A 20680-nucleotide genomic window follows, 5' to 3' on the forward strand; every position below is an offset into this window, starting at 1 on the left:
ATTGTTGTGCTGTGAGAAGTCACAAGGGGAGATTTCTCCTAGCGTAACCGCAACTAGGGTTAAGTCCATGCTGCGCTATCGGCAGCCTTACTTTCTCTACAAAACACTACGCGCGAAGTAGGGGTAATTCGTGTCACAGATGAGGGCGGACTGGCATGATGTAACCCAAGAGGAGGCAAGAGGCAATCATGCTGTTCCCTATTCCCTATTCCCTAAAAAATGATGTTTTGACCAAAGGTCGGTTCACTGCATGGAATTTTCAATCGCTACACTTCTTGCCAATTTCACAGATGATAAATTGGTGGCTCGTAAGGTTCTAGAAAAGAAACTAGGTTGTGAGGATGAAGAAAGTCTAGAAAAACTACAAATTACTTTGGATGTCCTGGAAAAAATTGGGCTTTTGGTTAAGGAACGGGGGAAATACCGCCGCATCACCGAGGAGGGCTTGATTGAGGCGAAACTGCGTTGTTCCAGTAAGGGCTTTTGCTTTGCAATTCAAGATAGCGAAGGCTCGGAGGATATTTACATCCGCGAAAGTCATTTGAGTAATGCCTGGAATGGCGATCGCGTTTTAGTAAGGGTCCTCAAGGAAGGTAGTCGTCGGCGCTCACCAGAGGGCGAAGTTAAGTTGATCATGGAACGATCTAATCACACTTTACTAGCCAGAATTAAACAGGTAGATGGTGGTTTTCGGGCTGTTCCTTTAGATGACAGATTGCTGTTTGAACTGAAATTACAACTCAACAGCATGAAGTTGGAAGCAGCAATTGATCATTTAGCTCACGTGGAAATTCTTCGCTACCCCTTAGCACAATATCCCCCCTTGGGGAGAGTGGTGCAAATCCTGGGTAGTGATGCCGAAGCCGCAGCCGATATAGATTTGGTAACTTGTAAACATGATTTATCCCGCACTTTCCCCGATCATGTCCTCGATGCAGCATCCAAGTTACCCAAGAAACTCCTCAAGGCAGACCTGAAAAATCGTCTGGATTTACGTGATGTTTTTACTTTCACTATCAAAACTGTCAACGGTGATGAGTCTGTATTTGAAAATGCCTTCAGTGTGGAAAAAACTAGCACCGATAATTGGCGATTACTATTTCACATTACGGATGTTTCTCACTATATTCAACCAGATGAAGCCCTAGACAGGGAAGCACTCAAGCGCGGTAAATCGGTGTATTTGGGAGAATTATTATTACCAATGTTGCCGCCCATGGTAATGGAACGGTGTTCTTTAGTCCCTGGTAGCGATCGCTTGAGTATGACTCTCATAATTACCATTAACCCCCAATCGGGAGCAGTGGTGGAATGGGAAATTCACGAGAGTGTAATCAATGTAGACTACGAGATTAATCAAGTAGAATTACATAGCATTTTCTGCGATGAAGTTACTAAAGTATCTGCCCAAGTACAAGAGCAATTACAAGATTTGCAAACTTTAGCTGTTGCTATTAAACAGACGCGCCTAAATCGTGGTAGCTTACAGTTGAATCTCCCACCCAGTCATAATCCTTACTATGATGAAGGGGCTTTGGGGTCTGTGGTGGTTAATGACTTACCTGGGCGATCGCTAATAACAGAGTTGGTAATATTAGTTAATCAACTGATGGCCGATCACCTGAGCGCTCTGGGAGTTCCTTGTCTTTGGCGAGTCCAAGGCACACCTGACCCCGAAGATGTGCAGGAAATGCTCAAACTGGCCGTTAATTTGGGTGTGGAATTAGGACTAGATCCAGAATTGGAAATCCAACCCCTAGATTATCAACACTTAACGGCCGCTTTTGCTGATTCTCCTTCGGAGCAAGTTCTCACCTATTTATTACAGGACACACTCAAACCCTCTGTCTACAGCACTACTAAAAGTTCTCATTTTGGACTGGCTTTGTCCCAATATGTTCACGTTACCGCCCCCTTGCGTCGTTACCCAGATATTCTCCTGCAACGGGTGTATCATAACTTACTGGAATATGGGCGCGATCGCCGGACTACCCGCGTTAAAGAACGGATTAACCTGCGCCACTCCTCCTGTCATGAAGAAATTAATTGGAATGTTCTCCCCCCAGAACTGCAACAAGAACTTCAAAGTGACCTAACCAGAGTTCTAGTACAGATTAACGACCGGGAAAAAGAAGTTCAAGAAGCTGAAGCAGATTTAGCCGGACTACAAAAAGCCTCATTAATGAAACAACGCATTGGTGAAATATTTCCTGGGGTGATTACTGGTGTTCAATCCTACGGCTTTTTTGTAGAAATTGAAGTACCAATAGAACCGCCCACAGAAGACAACTTAGCTAATACCTTACGGGTAGAAGGACTGGTTCACGTCAGTTCCCTGAAAGACGATTGGTATGAATATCGCGCTAGACAACAGGCTTTATTTGGGCGGAAAAATCGCGCTTCCTACCGATTAGGCGATAGCTGTATGGTGCAAGTCAAGAGCGTTGATTATTACCGCCAACAAATTGATTTAGTTACCGTTGGTGCTGATGGTTTACCCAAAAGTACGGGCGCAAATACGACCAATGACGATGCAGCAGATATTGATCCACCAAATCAAACAGAATCCTTTGAGCCAGAACTTGATGATGAGGAATAGTCCGTTGTCCATTGCCGTAAACTAATGACCAATAAAACCAAACCTTTAATCCTAGGCGTAACCGGGGCATCTGGTCTAATTTACGCCGTTCGCGCTCTTAAATTCCTCTTAGCAGCAGAATATCAAATTGAATTAGTAGCCTCTAAATCAACTTACACAGTTTGGCAAGCTGAACAGGAAATCCGAATGCCAGGAGAACCAGATAAACAAGAGCAATTTTGGCGAGAACAAGCGGAAGTTCCCCGACAAGGTAAACTCCGCTGTCATCCTTGGAGTGACGTTGGTGCCAGTATCGCCAGTGGTTCTTTTCGCACCTTGGGCATGATCATTATTCCTTGTAGTATGAGTACAGTTGCCAAACTTGCGGGAGGACTAAGTTCCGACTTACTAGAACGAGCAGCAGACGTACAAATTAAAGAAGGACGTAAACTGGTAATTGTCCCCAGAGAAACTCCTTTTAGCTTAATTCACCTGCGTAACTTAACCACCCTAGCAGAAACAGGCGTGAGAATTGTTCCCGCTATTCCCGCTTGGTATCACAATCCTCAAACTATTGAGGATTTGGTGGATTTTGTGGTTGCTCGTGCCTTAGATCAGTTGGATATTGATTGTATTCCTATACAGCGATGGCAAGGTCATTTGTAGTCAGTAAAAATTAAAAATTAAAAATTAAAAATTGAGTTCTTCTATTTTTAATTTTTAATTCCGTTTTTAGTAAACTACCGCAGATAAATTTGATCAACTTTATGATTTATTATGATTTATTTGGTGTGACTCTAATTCCGAAAACATCAGATTTTTCAGATGGAAGTGGTTGATGTATGGCGATTTTCCCCTAATGTATTTTTAACTCCTACTTTAACTTTAAATTTTTTATGGATGTAATTCGCTTAATTATCTTGGTGACAACAATCCTAGGACTAATAATCATATTAGTTCAAAATTTTGGGAATTCGCTGCCCCTGGTATTTTTGGGAATGCGAAGTCAATCATTACCATTAGGATTGTGGGTTTTATTGAGTATAATCGCTGGTGTTTTGACATCTTTAGTAATTACCAGGTTATTAAAATTTGCTACTAATTTGAATTTACCAGAACAACAATCTATACCCAAATCGCCACCGACTACTGCCCAGCGTGTTAAACAAAATACTCCACGCCCCAGCAGTCCCCCCCAACCTCCCGTGAGTCAATTTAATGATCAAGATGATTGGAATACAAATCAAGATCAAGATGATTGGGATGATGGTGAAAATTTAGAATCAGTACCAAAAACTTCTCCCACAAGTAATTCCCGAACTAGTTCCGTTTATTCCTACAGTTCCCAAGCACCACAAAATACTGCTGTCGGTAAAACGGAGGCGATTTATGATGCTGATTATCGGGTAATTATTCCTCCCTATAAAGAACCGAGCAAAAATCAAGCAGATGATGACGATTGGGATTTTTTTGAAGATGATGGTTTTGAGGATAAGGACGAAAATAAACCGCCTAAACGCTAATTTAAGACTATTACAAAGAGATTTCCTTTCTTCCTTCTTCATGCTATGAAGAGTCTTTGCGGTTGATTTAATCCTTATGTTTCTGGTGTGGATTACGACTACAATGGCCAAAATTAATCAAAAAAAGCCATAATAATTAATAATTTAACAGGAGAAAAAGACTGGTGACTAATTTATTAAAAGGGGTTAACCTCTACTTAATTGGGATGATGGGAGTTGGGAAAACAACGGTAGGAAAATTACTCGCACAGGAAATCGGTTATAGATTTGTTGATACAGATGAAATCATAGTTAAAGCAGCAGGTAAATCTATCAATGAAATATTTACCGAAAATGGTGAAGCTGATTTTCGTCAATTGGAAAGTGATGTTTTAGCTCAAGTCTGTGCCTATACTAAGTTAATTGTAGCTACAGGTGGCGGTATTGTCATGCAGCAGCAAAATTGGGGTTATCTTCATCATGGTTTGGTAGTTTGGTTAGATGTACCAATACAAATAATATTAGAGCGCTTGGCGGAAGATAATACAAGACCACTGTTACAAAATGCCGATCCTCAAGGTAAATTAAGCTTGCTTTTAGAACAACGTCAACATAAGTATTCCCAAGCTGATTTACATATTACCATTACTGCCACCGAAACACCAGCAGAAATTGCCACCCGCATCTTAACAACAATTCCCAGTATTTTGAAAAAGCAATAATTCCTGCTGGAAATAATCACAATCTGTATGTATTTGTACACCCGTATCTGATTCTATCTATAAAAAGGCAGAGAAAGCGGGTAATTTCTTATCAAAAGAAAGATGTAAAATTGCCATATCAAGAGTTGAATAGAATTTATATTCTCTAGTCATCCTTTGTGGATAAAATCTATGAATATATTTTCTCTTGATGAACTCAAAAATTTAGTCCAAAATCCTCAGTATCCCTGCGTTTCCCTGTATCTACCTGTAGAAAGATTGGGAGGAGAAACACGACAAAATCCCATTCGGTTTAAAAATTTAATTCGAGAAGCGGAAAAACGCTTAGATGAAATCGGTTTACGTCCTACGGAGTCGGTAAATTTGCTTAAACCAGCGATGGAATTAGACAATATTGGTTTTTGGGAAAATCAAAATCAGGGATTGGTAATTTTTAGTTCCCCCAATCTATTTCGTTACTATTGTTTACCAATTTCCTTTCCCCAATTGGCAATTGTTGGCAAGAATTTTCATATCAAACCTTTACTAGAACTGATTAATAATGATGGAAAATTCTATATTTTAGCATTGAGTCAAAATCATGTCAAATTTTACTCAGGAACGCGCTACAAATTGGATGAAATAGCAGTAGAAAATATGCCGCAAAATCTAGAGGAAACACTTCTAGAAGATGAATTTCAAAAAGGTGTACAGCACAGAGTTGGTACACCTAGAAGTGTAAGTTATGCCGCTCAACAACCGGGTTCTGTCCATGGACAGGGTAGTTCAGATCGGGAAAAACATGAGCGAGAGATTTTAAATTTTTGTTATGCTGTTGATACTGCATTACATGAAACTTTACGAGATGAAAAAGCCCCTTTAATATTAGCAGGAGTAGATTATTTATTACCAATTTACCAAAAGGCTAATACCTATCCACATTTTTTAGAAACAGGTATTACCGGCAATGTGGAATTGATGAAAACAGAAGAATTAAATCGTGCAGCTTGGGAAATTGTTTCTCCTTTATTTCAACAGGAATATGAAGATATAATGGCTGTTTATCTGCAATTAGCGGGGGAAGAAAGTACCAAGATTACTAATGACATAAAAACAATTATTCCTGCTGCTTATTATCAAAGAGTTGATACCTTGTTTGTGCCTTTAAAACAACATATATGGGGTAAATTTGATTTACCAAATGCCACAGTTGAATTACACCCAGAACCAGCACCAGATGATGAAGATATGTTAGATTTTGCCGTGATTCACACCATATTAAATGGTGGTAGAGTTTATACTCTTGAACCAGAAGCAATGCCTAGCGGAGTCAAAGTAGCGGCTATTTGCCGATATTAATTTGATATTAATTGATATTAATCTCTAGTGGTGTGTTTTCTTTCGTGGACAACACACCCAATAGAGGTATGTAATGGGAAAATAGTCCCCTCCTTCCTGGCGCTGGGGTTAGAGATTAAAATTACAAAACAACTTTTAAAGCTTGTTCAATTATATCTACATATTCCTCTACTTTATACATCCGGTAAGCTTTTTTGTCAATTTGATTTTTGATTTCCATTTGTCTAAGTAAAACTGTTTCTAAATCTGATCTACCAACTTCCTGCTTAACTCTCTGTCCAATAATTTCTAAAGCCCTAAGATTACTAAATCTATCTTGATCATATCTATTAACTTTTAAAACATCAAAAGTAATATTAACTAAGTTTCCTATTTCCCGCGATAATTTTTGTTTACGACGAAAAGATGAATCAAATTCAGTTAAATAAATCAGTCTTACTAACATATATCTCCGTAAATAGGGGTTAGGAATATTCACATTAGCTATTTCTATCCATTTTCTATCACTTTCCTTCCAATCTTCATCATCAGTTACTTCTCCCCATATTATATATCCATTTGCACTAGGTTCAATTTTCAATTCTAGTAAATGTCCTTCTTCATTAGCATGAGGACTTTCCCATTCAATATCTACAGCATAATCACTAGATAATTTGTGATATTCATTTAATGATACTTCTTTACTAGGAAATGCTGAAGATTTACCTTGATAAGTTGTGATAATTTGATAACGAATTTGCCAAATATCATGAGCTTCACGACTTAATTTAGCTAACTCTTGATAGTCATGATGATTTTCTTCATTAAACTGAGGAATTGGTAAATCACCAACTTGATTTTCAAAATATTCAAATATTCCTTTTCCTGTCAATTTACCAATTCCACCTAATGCAGTATAACGAAATTCCAGGACTTGAGAATTAAGTAAAGCAACCAAAGCGTATAGTTTATCAAGTTTTAAATCATCTGGATCATAACAATATATATCTCGTAGGAATATAGCTGTAGTATCTGTTAAACCTGCTAAATTACCTTCTAAATCAACACTAAATCTATTACTAGTGGCACGATATGGACATAAAATTTTAGGTCGAAAATGAGAGTGTTGATCTTTACGTCTTGATCTGTGTAGAGCATACCATTCACAACTTCCTTCCTGATAAGCTGCTCTGGTTTCTAACTTGTTTCTATTTGCAAGTAAATACTTTTGAATTGCTATTGATAAATCTTCAAATTTCTCACTACTTTCAATATACAATAGTTGAGAATTATCGGGTATAAAGCCATAGGCTAAAATTCCCGAATTTTTGACTATTTGGTATAGTTTTTCTTTGGGAAAGTTAGATGGAAAACCCTGCTCAGGTGCGAAAATCTTATTTTCTCCTGTTTGAATACCCTGCTCTACTAAATCACATTCAGGTAATTCTCTGAGTTTCACACCTTGAGAATCAATTTTATGAAAAATATCATTATATGGAGATATTTGCCAACGATGATCATTTAAGTTAGATTGAGTAATATTTACCTGAGTTACACCTTGACTTAAATGTAAAGAACAATCATCACTGATAAAAGTTTTTTTGACAACATCAAGATCCAACACATAGAAAGTTGTAAATGTATCTTTTGGTTGAGGTTTTTTTCTTTGAAATTCAATAATACAAGTAGCAATTCCCGCTTGAAAAACTTGATGTCCTAAAAAATCAATAATATTGACTATTTTGGTATTTTTACAGATAAATTCTCGTAAACTTCTAGATTTATCACCTTGAATAAAAGCACGAGAAATAATAAAACTTAAATAACCATCTACTTTTAAAATTTCAAATCCCCGACGGAAGAAATAAAACAAAATATCAGTTTTATCAGTGTAAATATCAGGATAGGCAAATTTTAACCATTTTAATTCTAATGCACCTCTACCAAAGGTTGAATCAACATTAAAATAAGGAGGATTACCAATGATTACAGAAAACCCTTGTTCCGATTTTGGTAATCTCGGATCAAAAATATGGGAAAATTCAATCTCCCAATTAAATGGACGTTTAATAATTACCTCTTCTTGAGCAGTTTCTAAACTCATAAGTTCAGATTTAACTCTCGCTAATTCAGCAGATGTCCAATTTTCTAAAGTTGATTCTAAAGTTTGTTCAGAATTAATATTTTCTGTAATCAATTCTCGTATTGCTTCTATTTCTGATCCTTCAGCTTCTCTATTTTTAATTAAATAAACTACTGAATTGATACTTTCATCACTAGCAAAAAAAGCAGTTAAAACAGAATTAACTTGTTGATTAATACTTGCAATTGTATTTTCTAAATTACTAACTGCTTGATTTCTTTCTATTTCACTTTGATTAGTATCTCTAGCAAGATTAGCTAAATTTGCGACTATTGTTAATTGTTGAGAAAAAAGTTCTAAATTAGTGGGACTATGAATTAAACTATCTCCAACGCGAATATTTAAAGTCAGTGCTGGTAAATGAGAATATATAGAACCATTGCGTCTACCATATTCTCCAGGACGCGCACGTAATAATCTTGTCCATAGTGATAATTTTGCTAATAATACTGCTTGGGGATCTCGATCTACTCCATGTAGCATTTTGACTAAAATTTGTTCTTCAGGATTAATAATTGGTTGAGGTGCTACATGACTAAATAAATCAAAATTTTTGGGTATTTTCGCATTTTGACAAGCGAGATTATAACGTTTAATTTCTGTTAATAAATAATCAAATGCACTTAATAAAAATAAACCTGAACCACAAGCAGGATCAAGAACTGTAATTTCTAAAACTGATTTTGCGACTACATGAGATTGCTGTAATTCACCCCTTTCTAATAACCCAATAGCTTGATCAATTTTAGGTTTTACTAATGGTTGCAAAGATTGATAAACAATGCGACGCACTATATAGTTAGGAGTATAGAAAATACCTTCTTTTTTACGAGTTTTTTGATTTTCTAAAATTTGCACAACATCGTTAACAAGAATTAATTGATGGGCTAAAAATTGTTCATAAGCAGTACCTAATATATCCTGGGTTAGAGTGGTGAAATCATAGTTATAAATTGAACGATAATTAGCTAATGTTCCAGTAATTGTATCAAGTATACCTGGCTGTGGTACTGCATTAATGACAATAATTGATTCTAAATACTCAACATCAATTGTTAATTCATCAATCCAAGAAGGTTGAAATAACTCAGTATTATAGTCTAACCATGTACTCCGAAAAGCCTGTCTTAGTTGTTCGATAAAAGGCAAGTTGGGAAAAGTTTGTTGCCAGTTATAATAAACTCTACCCAGATAATTAAATGGCATTTCTCGGCTAAATGTCTCTAAAAGTCTAATTAATAGAAAACGATTTAAAATGATTTGGGCAGCTTCACGAATTTTATCTAAACTTAAATCAGGTTGGGATTTTTTAATACCATTAGCAAGAATGACGCGCCAAATTTTCAGGTCTGCTAAAAATTTTGTTCCTAATTCTTCTCTAGTTTTTTCACTATAAAATGCTTCTAAACGGTTACTAGATAAATTTTCACGATGCAGACAAGTATATACTCTATTTACCAGTTCAGGATCATTTTTTAGATCCTCAAGTGTAAATGACCAAAAAGGTTTTCTATCTTGTAATCTTAAAATGTGCCATTCCCGAAAATTAGATAAAATAATCCAAAGTACAGGTTCTTGTGTACCAATATCTAAACTATAGTTTCTCAGGTAATCTAAAACTTGTTGTGTATTGGTTTCCCAGATATTTTTGTCCCATAAACTTTTAGCTTCAAACATCAATTTTGGATGTTTTCCTACTTGATTACGTAATAAATAATCTACCCATGTAGTAGTGCCAATTAAGCTGCGAATTGATCCTTCAAGTGTCCGATATTCTGTTGTATAACCTAGTGCATCGAGAAAAGGGACAATCAGACTATCTTTTGTATTTTCTTCTGGTTTACCAGTCCGAGATGAAGCCAGCATAGTTTCTGCTGTCGTTATTAAATTAGTCAGATGTTGTTGAAATTTTGGGAATGACATTTATAATGACATTTATATAAAAATCAATTAACTATGGGGATTGCTATATTATCTATAATAGTTGTTTTTTATGTTATTGATGATAGAATTAAGAAAAATTTACAAATTTCCTAGTTGCTTGCGTGCTGCTGCTAAAATTAATCTTTGTTCAGCACGAGCGATCGCTTTATAAGTCTTTTCTACAGCTTCCGGTTCTACAGAAATAGAAGTAATTCCCCATTCTATTAACTGAACAATTATTTCTGGATAAAGTGCCGGAGCTTGACCACAGATAGAACAGGGAATACCTCCAGCTTGAGACATTTGAATTAATTGAGATATTGCTTTCATCACTACTGGATGACTTTCATCAAATACCGGGAACTGCTGTATTACGAGTGATAATTATACAAATTAAATACACAAAAATTTATCAAAATAGTGATTAACTACGCAAAAACATTTAATATAGTTTTGAGAATTTTTTAGCAAGCTAATAAGATGCTGGTAGTTAAAATTAGCTTAAAATAAAGCAATGCCATTCATAACGGCGATCTTTTCATAAAAAGCTCTAATTCTCCTGATTATGCCAGATTTTAACTATTAAAAAAGTGGGAATTTCCGTGTACTCAATCAGACGAAGTATGTGATACAAATCAGATCGTAATGATTTACACCCGAAATTATGACCCTGGAAACAAATCTAGATAAAGTAAAAGAGATTGCCAAAAAGGCTGCCATTTGGGCTTACCCCATTGTGGAAAACTACCGAAGTATCTATAAGTTGACAATTGACAGCAACAACGCTAGCTACAAAGGACCAATGAACGAAATACATCATGTAAGGAATGTAGCTACTCCTGATGATACGGTGTTTGTTACTCCTAACTCGGATACCCCTTATTCATATTTAATTATGGATCTACGTACCGAGCCTTTAGTGGTAACTATGCCTGACATTACTTCTTTTGCTTCTGCTACTGGAAAGGATCGTTATTACTCCCTGCAACTTATCGATCTCTATACCTTCAACTTTGAATATCTTGGTACTCGGAGAGGTCAACAGGGGGGTACATACATAATAGCAGGTCCAGACTGGAGCGAAGAAGAATCCGAAAAAATCACTAGCATTTTGAAATCGGAGACAAATCCCGAAGGAATAATAGATGAAATTATTAAATCGGAAACAAATTTGGTTTTCTCGCTATTCCGTACACAGCTTTTCGATCCTGCTGATTCAGATGATTTAGCTAAAGTAAACCAAATTCAGGATCAATATGAGGTTCAAACTTTGAGTCAGTTTATGAAGACTGAACCTGCACCAGAGTCTGCACCGAATATCTCCTACCCAAGGATCGACGATAGCGGTCCTGAGAATGGTGAGAAATTAGACCCGAATTTCTTTCAATATGTGAATTTCTTGCTTCAATTTTGCCCCACACATCCGACCGAAGTAGAACTACGCGAGCAATTTAAGACAATTGGAATGAGAGAGGATTTTTCAACATTTCCGCCAGAAGGTGTTAGTGCAGAATGGGTGAACGCGCTCAACGAGGGTTCAGCAATTGGAATGAACACGATTGTCGAAACAGCAGAAAAAACTCCAACATCTCTGGGAATATTCGGAACGCGAAAAGAACTCCTGAGCGATTTTCATAAAGATTATAATCATCAAAATAATGGTGATGAGCCAGGTTATCTCAATCGGGCAATGGGCGTGTTCATGGGTATTTATGGAAACTCAGACGCGGAGGCAGTATACCCTGTCTACCTACAGGATAGTGAAGGGCAGCAGCTTGATGCTACTAAGAGCAATTACCAAATGGTAATTCCCAAAGAAATGCCCGTAAACGCATTCTGGTCTGTTACTATGTACGATGGCTTAACGAAATTTTTGGTTGCAAACGATCTGAATCGTTACTTAATTAATTCATCAATGACACTGCAACCAAATGCTGAAGATAACACAAAGGTCACTCTATACCTACAGAACGAATCACCAGGAGAGGGAAAAGAATCAAATTGGCTACCAGCACCGGCCGGACCGATGTTTGTTGTCATGCGTCTCTACCGGCCACAAGATGAGGTAGTCAGTGGCGACTGGAAACCCCCAGTAATAACTCGTGTTTCTGCAGTAACTGAATAAAATATTGAGTTAGTCGTATTTTCCTCGTTCCTAGTCTCTGACTGGGAACGTACTTGATGCTTTATAAATCAATCAATTGCTTGCGTGCTGCTGCTAAAATTAATCTTTGTTCAGCACGAGCGATCGCTTTATAAGTCTTTTCTACAGCTTCCAGTTCTACAGAAATAGAAGTAATGCCCCATTCTATTAACTTATCAATTATTTCTGGATAAAGTGCCGGAGCTTGACCACAGATAGAACAGGGAATACCTCCAGCTTGAGACATTTGAATTAATTGAGATATTGCTTTCATGACTACTGGATGACTTTCATCAAATATTGTTGCAAATTTTCCCTGTTCTCGATCTACTCCTAATAATAATTGAGTTAAATCATTTGTGCCAATGGAAATACCCATCACACCAGCTTTAATATATTCAGGTAAAAGAAATAGTATACTAGGAACTTCTGCCATGATCCATAATTGAAACTGATGGTTTTTTATTAACCCAGATTCCGCAACTTTATCACGACAAAATACAAATTCTTCCACAGTGCGGACAAAAGGTAATAGCAAATTAATATTTCTATAACCAGATGCTTGGACTATCGCTAAAGCTTGTAATTCCAATTCAAAAATCGCCGGATACTGCATATAATTAAAAACACCCCTCTCACCGAGAATTGATGACTGTGATAAGAGGGAATCTGCACTCAATGATGTTAAATTATAGGCTGGTAAATCTAAAGAACGATAAAAAATAGGTCTAGGTAAAAAAGCGCGAGCAAACTCCATAATTTGCTCAGATAATAACTCTAATAATTCCTTTTTTCTTCCTTCTAGTAACCATTGTTGAGGATGTTTTCCCTTGAGGATATTTAATATCATCAATTCCGAACGTAATAATCCCACACCGTCTACAGGTAAACTTTGTACTTGTTTAATTAATTGAGGTTGACTTAAATTTACCATTAACCTAGTGGCAATTATTGGTAAATTTGTAAATTGATGATCTGATATTTTCTCATCATTCATTGTTTTTTCCATCTCCGCAATCGGAAAATTTTCCTCTTCTTCTGTCAGACGATATATTTCTCCTTTGTCACCATCTAGTAATAATTTTTCACCTGATTGTAAAATAGTCGTCGCACCCGTGGCACTAATCACCGCAGGAATACTTAATTCTCTGGCTAAAATTGCACCATGACTAGTTAATCCGCCTTGTTCCGTAATAATGCCAGCAACACCCCGTAATAATGGTAAATAATCAGGAGTAATGACTGATGTAATCAGAATTACATCCTTGGGAACTTGTAGCAATTTTTGCGCTGAATTGAGAATATAAGCATTAGCAATAATTCTGCCCCTAGCTGCCCCAATACCTTGAATAAATTGGATATTCGGTTTTATCGGTTGGGGAACAGTAACCTCTGTAATATAGATTTTAGAGGTAGAGGCTAAATATGAGGGGACAAGTTTCCATTTTACAGTTAAAGTTGTACCCAGTTCACCAACTAGGCGATTTCCTAAAACAATTAATTCTTGTAAATATGCTTCTGGTAAAGCGTATTCTTGTTGTTGAGATTCTGGTAAAAGATAAGTCGGTAAACAATTATGATTTGATGTTAGCTGTAATTCTTCACTGGCTAAATGTGTGCCATTATCAAGACCATAAGCCAAAATTTTATTCCCCAATTGTCTTTCTAAAACCACCCCGGTTTCCGGTTCTATGTAGTAAACATCTGGTAATACTTCACCATTAGTAATTGCTAAACAATCGCCCCAAGTAGCTTCAATATCATAAGCCAAGGGGTTAATATTCAGGACACCAGAGGCAATGCAAGAATCAACTGGTTGTACTAATACTCCTAAATTAATTTGTGGTAAAGTAATACCCATACTCCGCCAATATAGTAAACTTCTAGCACGGAATAATTGACTGTAAAGTAACTTTAAAGCTGCCCCAATTTCCGCTTCTTCGCAAGGACAAAATACCGAATCTAATAACCCGGTCACATTTTTCATTTCTTGATTACTTGATATTGCCAGACTAGGGCGCAAAATTAAACTACTTCCTGGCCATTGTTTAGCAGCTGCAAAAATTGTCCTTAGCCAATGAGGTGGGACACTGGCCGAGATAATTTCCTGACGCAAGCGGCCAGCTACCTGCTGAAGTTGTCGCCAATTATTTACATCTAAGTGTAGAGAAGAATGAGGTAAATCAGCAATTAAAGACTCTGAACTGTTGAGATTTTCTAGGAATTGCTGTAAAATATCCGCTGCTACCACAAAACCAGGGAGAACAGGGTAGCCTCGTTGTTGAATTTTGCTTAAGTAAAACGCTAAAACGCCGACTTTAGCGCGGTCTTGTAGTGTGATTTTGTCAAGCCAATAGAGTTTATCCACTCAATTCATTAGGTGTCCGTTTATATGGTAATTCTGTTTTACCTGAAAGTTGTTAAATATGACTGATGGGGGAGTCAGTAAGTAGTCAGACAAGTTAAATTATTAAATATTATTGATTAAATACTTTTTGTTACTATACTACCAATTAATATCAAAAATGAACTATATTTTGTTTTTATTTGTTTTTAACTCCACATATTCCACCGTTGAACTATTTAACACCTACAGAACTTGACAAATCCTTATTATATTACCAGCAGTGATTGGTTGAATACCGGGCTGCGTCTGTGTTTGGCCTTGTTTATTGGGGCTATAATTGGCCTGGAAAGGCAAATTAAAAACAAGCCGGCTGGTTTAAGAACTCATATGCTAGTCAGTTTGGGTTCATCTGTGTTTACTCTAATTACTATCCAAACAGGTGGAACACAACTTAGTGCTGATGCTATTAGTCGTGTAGTGCAAGGTATCGCTGCTGGAGTGGGATTTTTAGGCGCTGGGGAGATTTTGCGTCAATCTTCCCAAACATCAAAATCTCCAGAAGTTCACGGATTAACTTCTGCTGCTGCAATTTGGGTATCCGCTGCTTTGGGAATTGCTGCTGGGTGTGGTTTATGGCAATTAGGATTAATGGGCGCTATTTTAACTGTAATTATTTTACACATCTTTAAAAGACTAGAAAAATTTAATTAGTTGTCAATTACCCATTACCAATTACCAATTACCAATTACCAATTACCCATTACCCATTACCAATTACCAATTACCCATTACCCATTACCCATTACCCATTACCATTTTCTGATATTTTTCCCGCACTCACAGATAGAATCTGGGAAGATTTTAACCATTGAGAATCAAAAGCACCTAAATGAGTAGTAGTAATCAAAGTTTGAAATCGGTCTTGAATAGCATCAAGTAATTGACCTTGACGGGATGGATCTAATTCAGCTAAAACATCATCTAATAATAACAAAGGTGGTTCATTAATCACTTCTTCAATTAATTGTAATTCGGCTAATTTCAAAGCTAAAACCAATGTTCTTTGTTGACCTTGAGAACCATATTTTCGCGCCGGAGTTTGATTAATAATTAATTCTATTTCATCGCGGTGGGGTCCAACTAAAGTTATGCCTCGATGTAATTCAGTAATCGCTCTTTGTTGTAGTTTAGCAAAAAAATCACCTTGTAATTCATGGGCAGAATTTTTTTCTATTTTTTCTAAAGGAATATTAGCAGCATATTTAATCTCTAGATTTTCCGATGCTCCACTAATACTATTATGCCATGCAGAAGCTAGGGGAGACAATCTTTGAATGGCTCTATCTCGTCTCAAAATTACCCTTGTACCAGCGGTAACTAATTGTGCATTCCAGATAGCTAATTCTGATTGTAGAGACTTTTCTTGTGTATTGATATAGCGTTTTAAGAAAGCATTGCGTTGGCGTAAAATTTGGTTATATTGATGTAAAATATGGGCATAAACTGGTTCTAATTGAATTAATAATGTATCCAACCAATGACGACGACCGACCGGACTACCCCGCACCAATTCTAAATCTAAACTAGAAAATTCTACTGCATTGAGGACACCTAAAAAGTTCATTTGTTTAGGAACTATTTCCCCATTAATAGCGACGGTGCGACGACCTTGACGACGGAGAGTGAGGGTTAAATCACTATTGCTATGAATCCTTTGTAAATTAGCACTAATTTGGGCTGTAGATTCACCTTCTTTAATTAAATCATGATCTCGTGTCATGCGGTGCGATCGCAATGTTGCTAATAATTCTACAGCTTCCAATAGATTTGATTTTCCTTGAGCATTATTACCCACCAAAATAGTTTTAGCAGCGGTAAATTCAACTTTTTGATCTTGGTAATTACGAAATTGTTTCAGGTGTAAAGTTTTTAAATACATATATATAACATATATAGGACTCCTATTTGATTTTTGATAGCTTGCGTGGCGTAGCCATACAAGACTCAGTAGGTATCAATTCTGTCCTTCCTATTCCCTATTCCCTATTCCCTATTCCCTATTCCCTGTTCCCTGTTCCCTGTTCCCTTGTTATAACGACAATTTTTAACGCCAACCTGCTTAAGGTACTGTCACCAAATCTAATTGGTACTTTTGAGAATCGCTGTCAATGCGTATAAATTCATTTTCCGGGTTATAGGTTGCAAATTTGCTCAGATTATCCTCTTTGTTGATAGCATTTTCTAAATAAGCTGAGGCTAATGTTGAAGTTACATAAATATTTCCATGTTGTTTGAACGCTTGTATTAGTTCAGATTCCTCTGGATAATCTTTGACTAAATGTTCTGCTAGAAATCCTTTTAAAATTATTCCTCTCAAGCCCGTTTTGTTGTATCCTGCTTTGGCGATCATCAATGATATATTATCAGAATTGAGATCAGGTAAATTATCGTAATCTTCAAAAAACGGGCAAAAAACTTTCATCAGATTTTTGACAGGATTTTTAACTTTCCCGTAATTGGGATCTTGTTGTTTTCTACGTTTCGATTCACCCATGATATCTATTTCCTAATTAGGGTTTGCTGAATAAGTTGTCTGTGAAAGCAGGTAACAGGTAACAGGTAACAGGTAACAGGTAACAGGTAACAGGTAACAGATAACAGGTAACAGGTAACAGGTAACAGGTAACAGGGAATAGGGAACAGATAAGAAACAAAAGTTACTGAGTTTAAAGCTCAGTCAAGAAAAAGATGTTTTTAAAAGATGCGTAGCACGAAAAAAAACAGTGTCATTATTTCAATCTCATGTTTTTAAACTTAAACATGAGTTTTTTCTGTTCCCTGTTGCCCGTTCCCTGTTCCCTCTGAAATCCTGTTAATTTGCAAGTCCTGATTCTGAGAATTTACCCATTAAACATTTTTTTGTCCCCTAAAGCGGAAAAATAATTTCTCACCTTCAATCCAGACAAACATTAAAGCACTAAATGCAATACAAATTCCTAGTTCTTGTAAACTGAGTGCATGAGTACCAAAGAAACTTCGCAGGGGGGGAACATAAATTAACATCAATTGCAAAATTGTCGTCACAATGACTGACCCCAATACAAAGATATTAGAGAAAGGATTCATTTCAATGGTAAGTCTATTATTAGAACGAATGGCGATCGCATGACCCATTTGTGCTAGACATAATGAAGTAAATACCATTGTTTTCCAAGTATCTTCATGTCCTTGATATCCAGGTGCGTGAGAATGTTGATAAGCCCACTGCATGAGAATAATGGTAATAATGGCGAAAACAATCCCAATGCGAATCATATAAGCACCCAAACCTCTCGCAAAAATACTTTCACGGGGACTAAAGGGGGGACGCTGCATCACATCAGGTTCAGGAGGTTCTACAGCCAGTGCTAAAGCTGGTAAACCGTCTGTAACCAAATTCATCCAGAGAATTTGCAAAGGACTCAAAGGAACACCGCCCAAATTTAACAAGGGTGCGGCCGCAATGGTGAGAACTTCTCCAATATTACTACCAAGAATATACTTGATAAACCTGCGAATATTAGTATAAACAACTCTACCTTCCTTAGTGGCAGCGACTATGGTGGCAAAATTGTCATCTAGCAGGATCATGTCGCTGGCTTCCTTGCTCACATCTGTACCTGTGATGCCCATGGCAATGCCTATATCAGCTTGTTTGAGGGCGGGAGCATCATTCACGCCATCGCCCGTCATAGCCACAAATCGCCCGCGTCGCTGCAATGCTTGCACAATTCTTAATTTGTGTTCTGGGGAGACCCTGGCGTAAATACTCACTAGGTCTACCTGTGCTTCTAATTCCTGGTCACTTAGTAGTTGCAATTCCTTACCAGTAAGAACTCTATCACCTTTTTGGGCGATTCCTAAATCAATAGCGATCGCCTGGGCGGTTAATTGATGGTCGCCAGTAATCATTACCGGACGAATACCAGCGTGGCGACATTCTTGGACCGCAGCCCGCACTTCTGGCCGGGGCGCGTCTAACATTCCCACCAGTCCCAACCAAACTAAATCTACCTCAGAAATGTCCTCTGAACCATCGGCAGGAACTTCCCTCAAGGGTTTATAAGCAAAACCTAAGACCCGCAAACCTTGACTGGCCATTTGGTCATTAGCTACTAGAATTTGGCTGCGTTGTTCGGCGTTGATAAAAACAGCCTTATCACCTAAATGGATTTTTGTACACCTTTCCAGAGTTAATTCTGGTGAACCCTTGGTGAACATGAGATATTTTTCCGATTCGACAAAACCAGTAATAGCAGGGTCAATAGCTATTAAAGAAGATTCGCCAGTAGCCACAGCTTCTATTTGACAAATCACACTCATGCGCTTCCGTTCAGAGGAAAAGGGAAATTCTGCTACACGAGGTAATTTACTATACCATTGGTCTTGCTCAATTCCTGCTTTCCCCGCCAAAGTAACTAAAGCCCCTTCCGTGGGGTCGCCTAAAATTACCCATTGTCCTTGTTGTTGTTGCAAAACAGCATCATTACAAACAGCACAGGGAACAAGCAGGGCGGAAATTTCTGGAAATTCATCTAAACTGGCTTTTTTACCATGTAAGTGAAAATCTCCAATAGGAGTATAACCATCCCCAGAGACACGAAAGGTGGAATTATTGGTATAAACTGACTGGACTACCATTTTATTTTGAGTCAGAGTTCCGGTTTTGTCAGAACAAATAGTAGTTACAGAACCGAGTGTTTCTACTGCTGGGAGTTTGCGAATTAAAGCATTATGTTTGACCATGCGCTGAGTTCCCAAAGCCAGGGTAACGGTAATTACAGCCGGTAAACCTTCGGGAACTACCGCCACAGCCATACTTAAAGAAACTTCTACTAATTCTTGTAAATTTTTCCAGCCTATTCCTTTAGTTAGATCATGAATAAGTCCACCACCAACGACTATGGCTACAAGAATTAAAGAACCGCTGACCAGGACATTACCCAGTTGGGTCATGCGTTGCTGTAGGGGTGTAGGTTCACCGTCCACAGATTGTAACATGATAGCAATTTTACCTAATTCCGTGGCCATTCCCGTGTTAGTTACCAACACCTTAGCCCGACCTTGGACAACTTCCGTGCCTTGAAAAACTGAATTGAGGCGATCGCCTAAAGGTGCATCTTCTGGTAATGTGATTATAGCTTGCTTATTAACAGCCTCAGCTTCACCCGTTAAAGCAGATTCACGCACTTGTAAATTAGATTGTTCTATTAAGCGACCATCAGCGGCTATTTGCACTCCAGCTTCCAGCAGCATCACATCCCCTGGGACTAGATCCTTGGCTGCTATATCCCCCAGTTTACCGTCACGCAGGATTCGCACCGAAGGAGAAGATAGTTTTTTCAAAGCTGCTAAAGCTTTTTCAGCCCGGCTTTCTTGGACATAGCCCAAAATACCGTTAAGAATAACGATGGCCATAATGGCAATTGTATCCTTAAATGGCACTTCACCGGGTTTTAAGTCCCCCCTAGACAAAGCCATCAAATCCAAAAAACCAGAAATGAAGGCAACTGCAATCAACATCAATAACATGATATTGGTAAACTGATCTAGGAGAATTTGCCAAGGGCTACGACCTCCATGTTCTTCTAGTTCATTCGTTCCATATTTTTGACGACGCTGTTCAACTTCTTGGGACGTTAAGCCGTTGTTTGCGTCACTATCTAGCATTTCTAGGGCTTTATCAACTGCCAAACCATGCCAGATGTTGGTAGCTTCAGGTAAAGAATGAGCAGACATTGTGTAAGTTACAGGAAATGGTTACAAGATTCGATCATAATTTAGCAATGTCCGAAAATGGGGAATTTGTGGTTATTAGTTATTAGTGAGTGGGGTTATTGACAGAGTGGGGTTATTGACATACCTTCTCTTCCTTTCATGAGCGAGGATTCCTTGACACTTCACTGACTGGTGCTACCTAAGAGTAGTCTGATCTAGTCTGGAGTGTCCGTTTATAGTCTCCCAAT

Annotated in this window: 12 protein-coding genes and 1 pseudogene; 7 read left to right on the forward strand and 6 right to left on the reverse strand. The window is 37.6% G+C overall.

The annotated features are described in order from the left end of the window. Positions 1–250 precede the first annotated feature (250 nt). The 5 genes from H6F39_RS00280 to H6F39_RS00300 all read left to right on the forward strand — a co-directional run bounded on the left by H6F39_RS00280 (position 251) and on the right by H6F39_RS00300 (position 6140). Positions 251–2599 carry a ribonuclease R family protein gene (locus tag H6F39_RS00280; protein WP_190371372.1) on the forward strand — a complete coding sequence of 783 codons (2349 nt, stop codon included), beginning with the start codon at positions 251–253 and terminating at the stop codon, positions 2597–2599. 24 nt (positions 2600–2623) lie between these two features. Continuing rightward, entirely contained in the window at positions 2624–3244 is a 621-nt protein-coding gene (locus H6F39_RS00285) for a flavin prenyltransferase UbiX (protein ID WP_190371373.1), read from the forward strand. Between the two features lie 332 nt (positions 3245–3576). Beyond that, on the forward strand, positions 3577–4101 hold the full coding sequence (locus H6F39_RS00290; RefSeq protein WP_370539353.1) for a LapA family protein: 525 nt from the start codon (positions 3577–3579) through the stop codon (positions 4099–4101). Between the two features lie 164 nt (positions 4102–4265). Further along, entirely contained in the window at positions 4266–4802 is a 537-nt protein-coding gene (locus H6F39_RS00295) for a shikimate kinase (RefSeq protein ID WP_190371375.1), read from the forward strand. 171 nt (positions 4803–4973) lie between these two features. After that, the gene (locus tag H6F39_RS00300) at positions 4974–6140 is read left to right on the forward strand and encodes a hypothetical protein (protein WP_137907751.1); all 1167 of its coding nucleotides are present in this window, start codon (positions 4974–4976) and stop codon (positions 6138–6140) included. A gap of 121 nt (positions 6141–6261) precedes the next feature. Here the strand turns inward: H6F39_RS00300 and H6F39_RS00305 are convergent, their stop codons facing one another. Further along, complete coding sequence (locus H6F39_RS00305) at positions 6262–10185, reverse strand: Eco57I restriction-modification methylase domain-containing protein (RefSeq protein WP_190396015.1); 3924 nt, start codon at positions 10183–10185, stop codon at positions 6262–6264. Between the two features lie 99 nt (positions 10186–10284). Continuing rightward, positions 10285–10542: pseudogene (locus H6F39_RS00310) on the reverse strand (putative PEP-binding protein); the annotation flags it as partial. Positions 10543–10849: 307 nt separating this feature from the next. Here H6F39_RS00310 and H6F39_RS00315 point away from each other — a divergent pair. Beyond that, entirely contained in the window at positions 10850–12310 is a 1461-nt protein-coding gene (locus tag H6F39_RS00315; protein ID WP_190396016.1) for a DUF1254 domain-containing protein, read from the forward strand. 61 nt (positions 12311–12371) lie between these two features. Here the strand turns inward: H6F39_RS00315 and H6F39_RS00320 are convergent, their stop codons facing one another. Beyond that, the gene (locus tag H6F39_RS00320; RefSeq protein ID WP_190396017.1) at positions 12372–14696 is read right to left on the reverse strand and encodes a putative PEP-binding protein; all 2325 of its coding nucleotides are present in this window, start codon (positions 14694–14696) and stop codon (positions 12372–12374) included. A 231-nt stretch (positions 14697–14927) separates the two neighbouring features. Here H6F39_RS00320 and H6F39_RS00325 point away from each other — a divergent pair, with 231 nt between their 5' ends. Further along, complete coding sequence (locus H6F39_RS00325) at positions 14928–15386, forward strand: MgtC/SapB family protein (RefSeq protein WP_137907748.1); 459 nt, start codon at positions 14928–14930, stop codon at positions 15384–15386. Positions 15387–15477: 91 nt separating this feature from the next. On the opposite strand, the gene recF is transcribed toward H6F39_RS00325, so the two are convergent. The 3 genes from recF to H6F39_RS00340 form a co-directional block, all read right to left on the reverse strand. Next, a complete protein-coding gene (gene recF, locus H6F39_RS00330) occupies positions 15478–16614 on the reverse strand; it encodes a DNA replication/repair protein RecF (protein WP_137907747.1) in 1137 nt (378 codons plus the stop codon). A gap of 180 nt (positions 16615–16794) precedes the next feature. Then, positions 16795–17229, reverse strand: coding sequence for a hypothetical protein (locus H6F39_RS00335; RefSeq protein ID WP_137907746.1), 435 nt, complete (start codon positions 17227–17229; stop codon positions 16795–16797). Positions 17230–17582: 353 nt separating this feature from the next. Beyond that, complete coding sequence (locus tag H6F39_RS00340; protein WP_137907745.1) at positions 17583–20453, reverse strand: cation-translocating P-type ATPase; 2871 nt, start codon at positions 20451–20453, stop codon at positions 17583–17585. Positions 20454–20680 lie beyond the last annotated feature (227 nt).

Origin of the sequence: Dolichospermum sp. FACHB-1250 (assembly GCF_014696335.1) — a bacterium.
In the GTDB taxonomy this organism is placed as follows: Bacteria; Cyanobacteriota; Cyanobacteriia; order Cyanobacteriales; family Nostocaceae; genus Dolichospermum; species Dolichospermum planctonicum.

Excerpts from the sequence above, each read along its gene's own strand:
- H6F39_RS00305 (WP_190396015.1), bottom strand. The coding sequence starts at position 10,185 with ATGTCATTCCCAAAATTTCAACAACATCTGACTAATTTAATAACGACA.
- recF (WP_137907747.1), bottom strand. The coding sequence starts at position 16,614 with ATGTATTTAAAAACTTTACACCTGAAACAATTTCGTAATTACCAAGAT.
- H6F39_RS00285 (WP_190371373.1), top strand. The coding sequence starts at position 2,624 with ATGACCAATAAAACCAAACCTTTAATCCTAGGCGTAACCGGGGCATCT.
- H6F39_RS00280 (WP_190371372.1), top strand. The coding sequence starts at position 251 with ATGGAATTTTCAATCGCTACACTTCTTGCCAATTTCACAGATGATAAA.
- H6F39_RS00290 (WP_370539353.1), top strand. The coding sequence starts at position 3,577 with ATGCGAAGTCAATCATTACCATTAGGATTGTGGGTTTTATTGAGTATA.
- H6F39_RS00315 (WP_190396016.1), top strand. The coding sequence starts at position 10,850 with ATGACCCTGGAAACAAATCTAGATAAAGTAAAAGAGATTGCCAAAAAG.
- H6F39_RS00335 (WP_137907746.1), bottom strand. The coding sequence starts at position 17,229 with ATGGGTGAATCGAAACGTAGAAAACAACAAGATCCCAATTACGGGAAA.
- H6F39_RS00340 (WP_137907745.1), bottom strand. The coding sequence starts at position 20,453 with ATGTCTGCTCATTCTTTACCTGAAGCTACCAACATCTGGCATGGTTTG.
- H6F39_RS00300 (WP_137907751.1), top strand. The coding sequence starts at position 4,974 with ATGAATATATTTTCTCTTGATGAACTCAAAAATTTAGTCCAAAATCCT.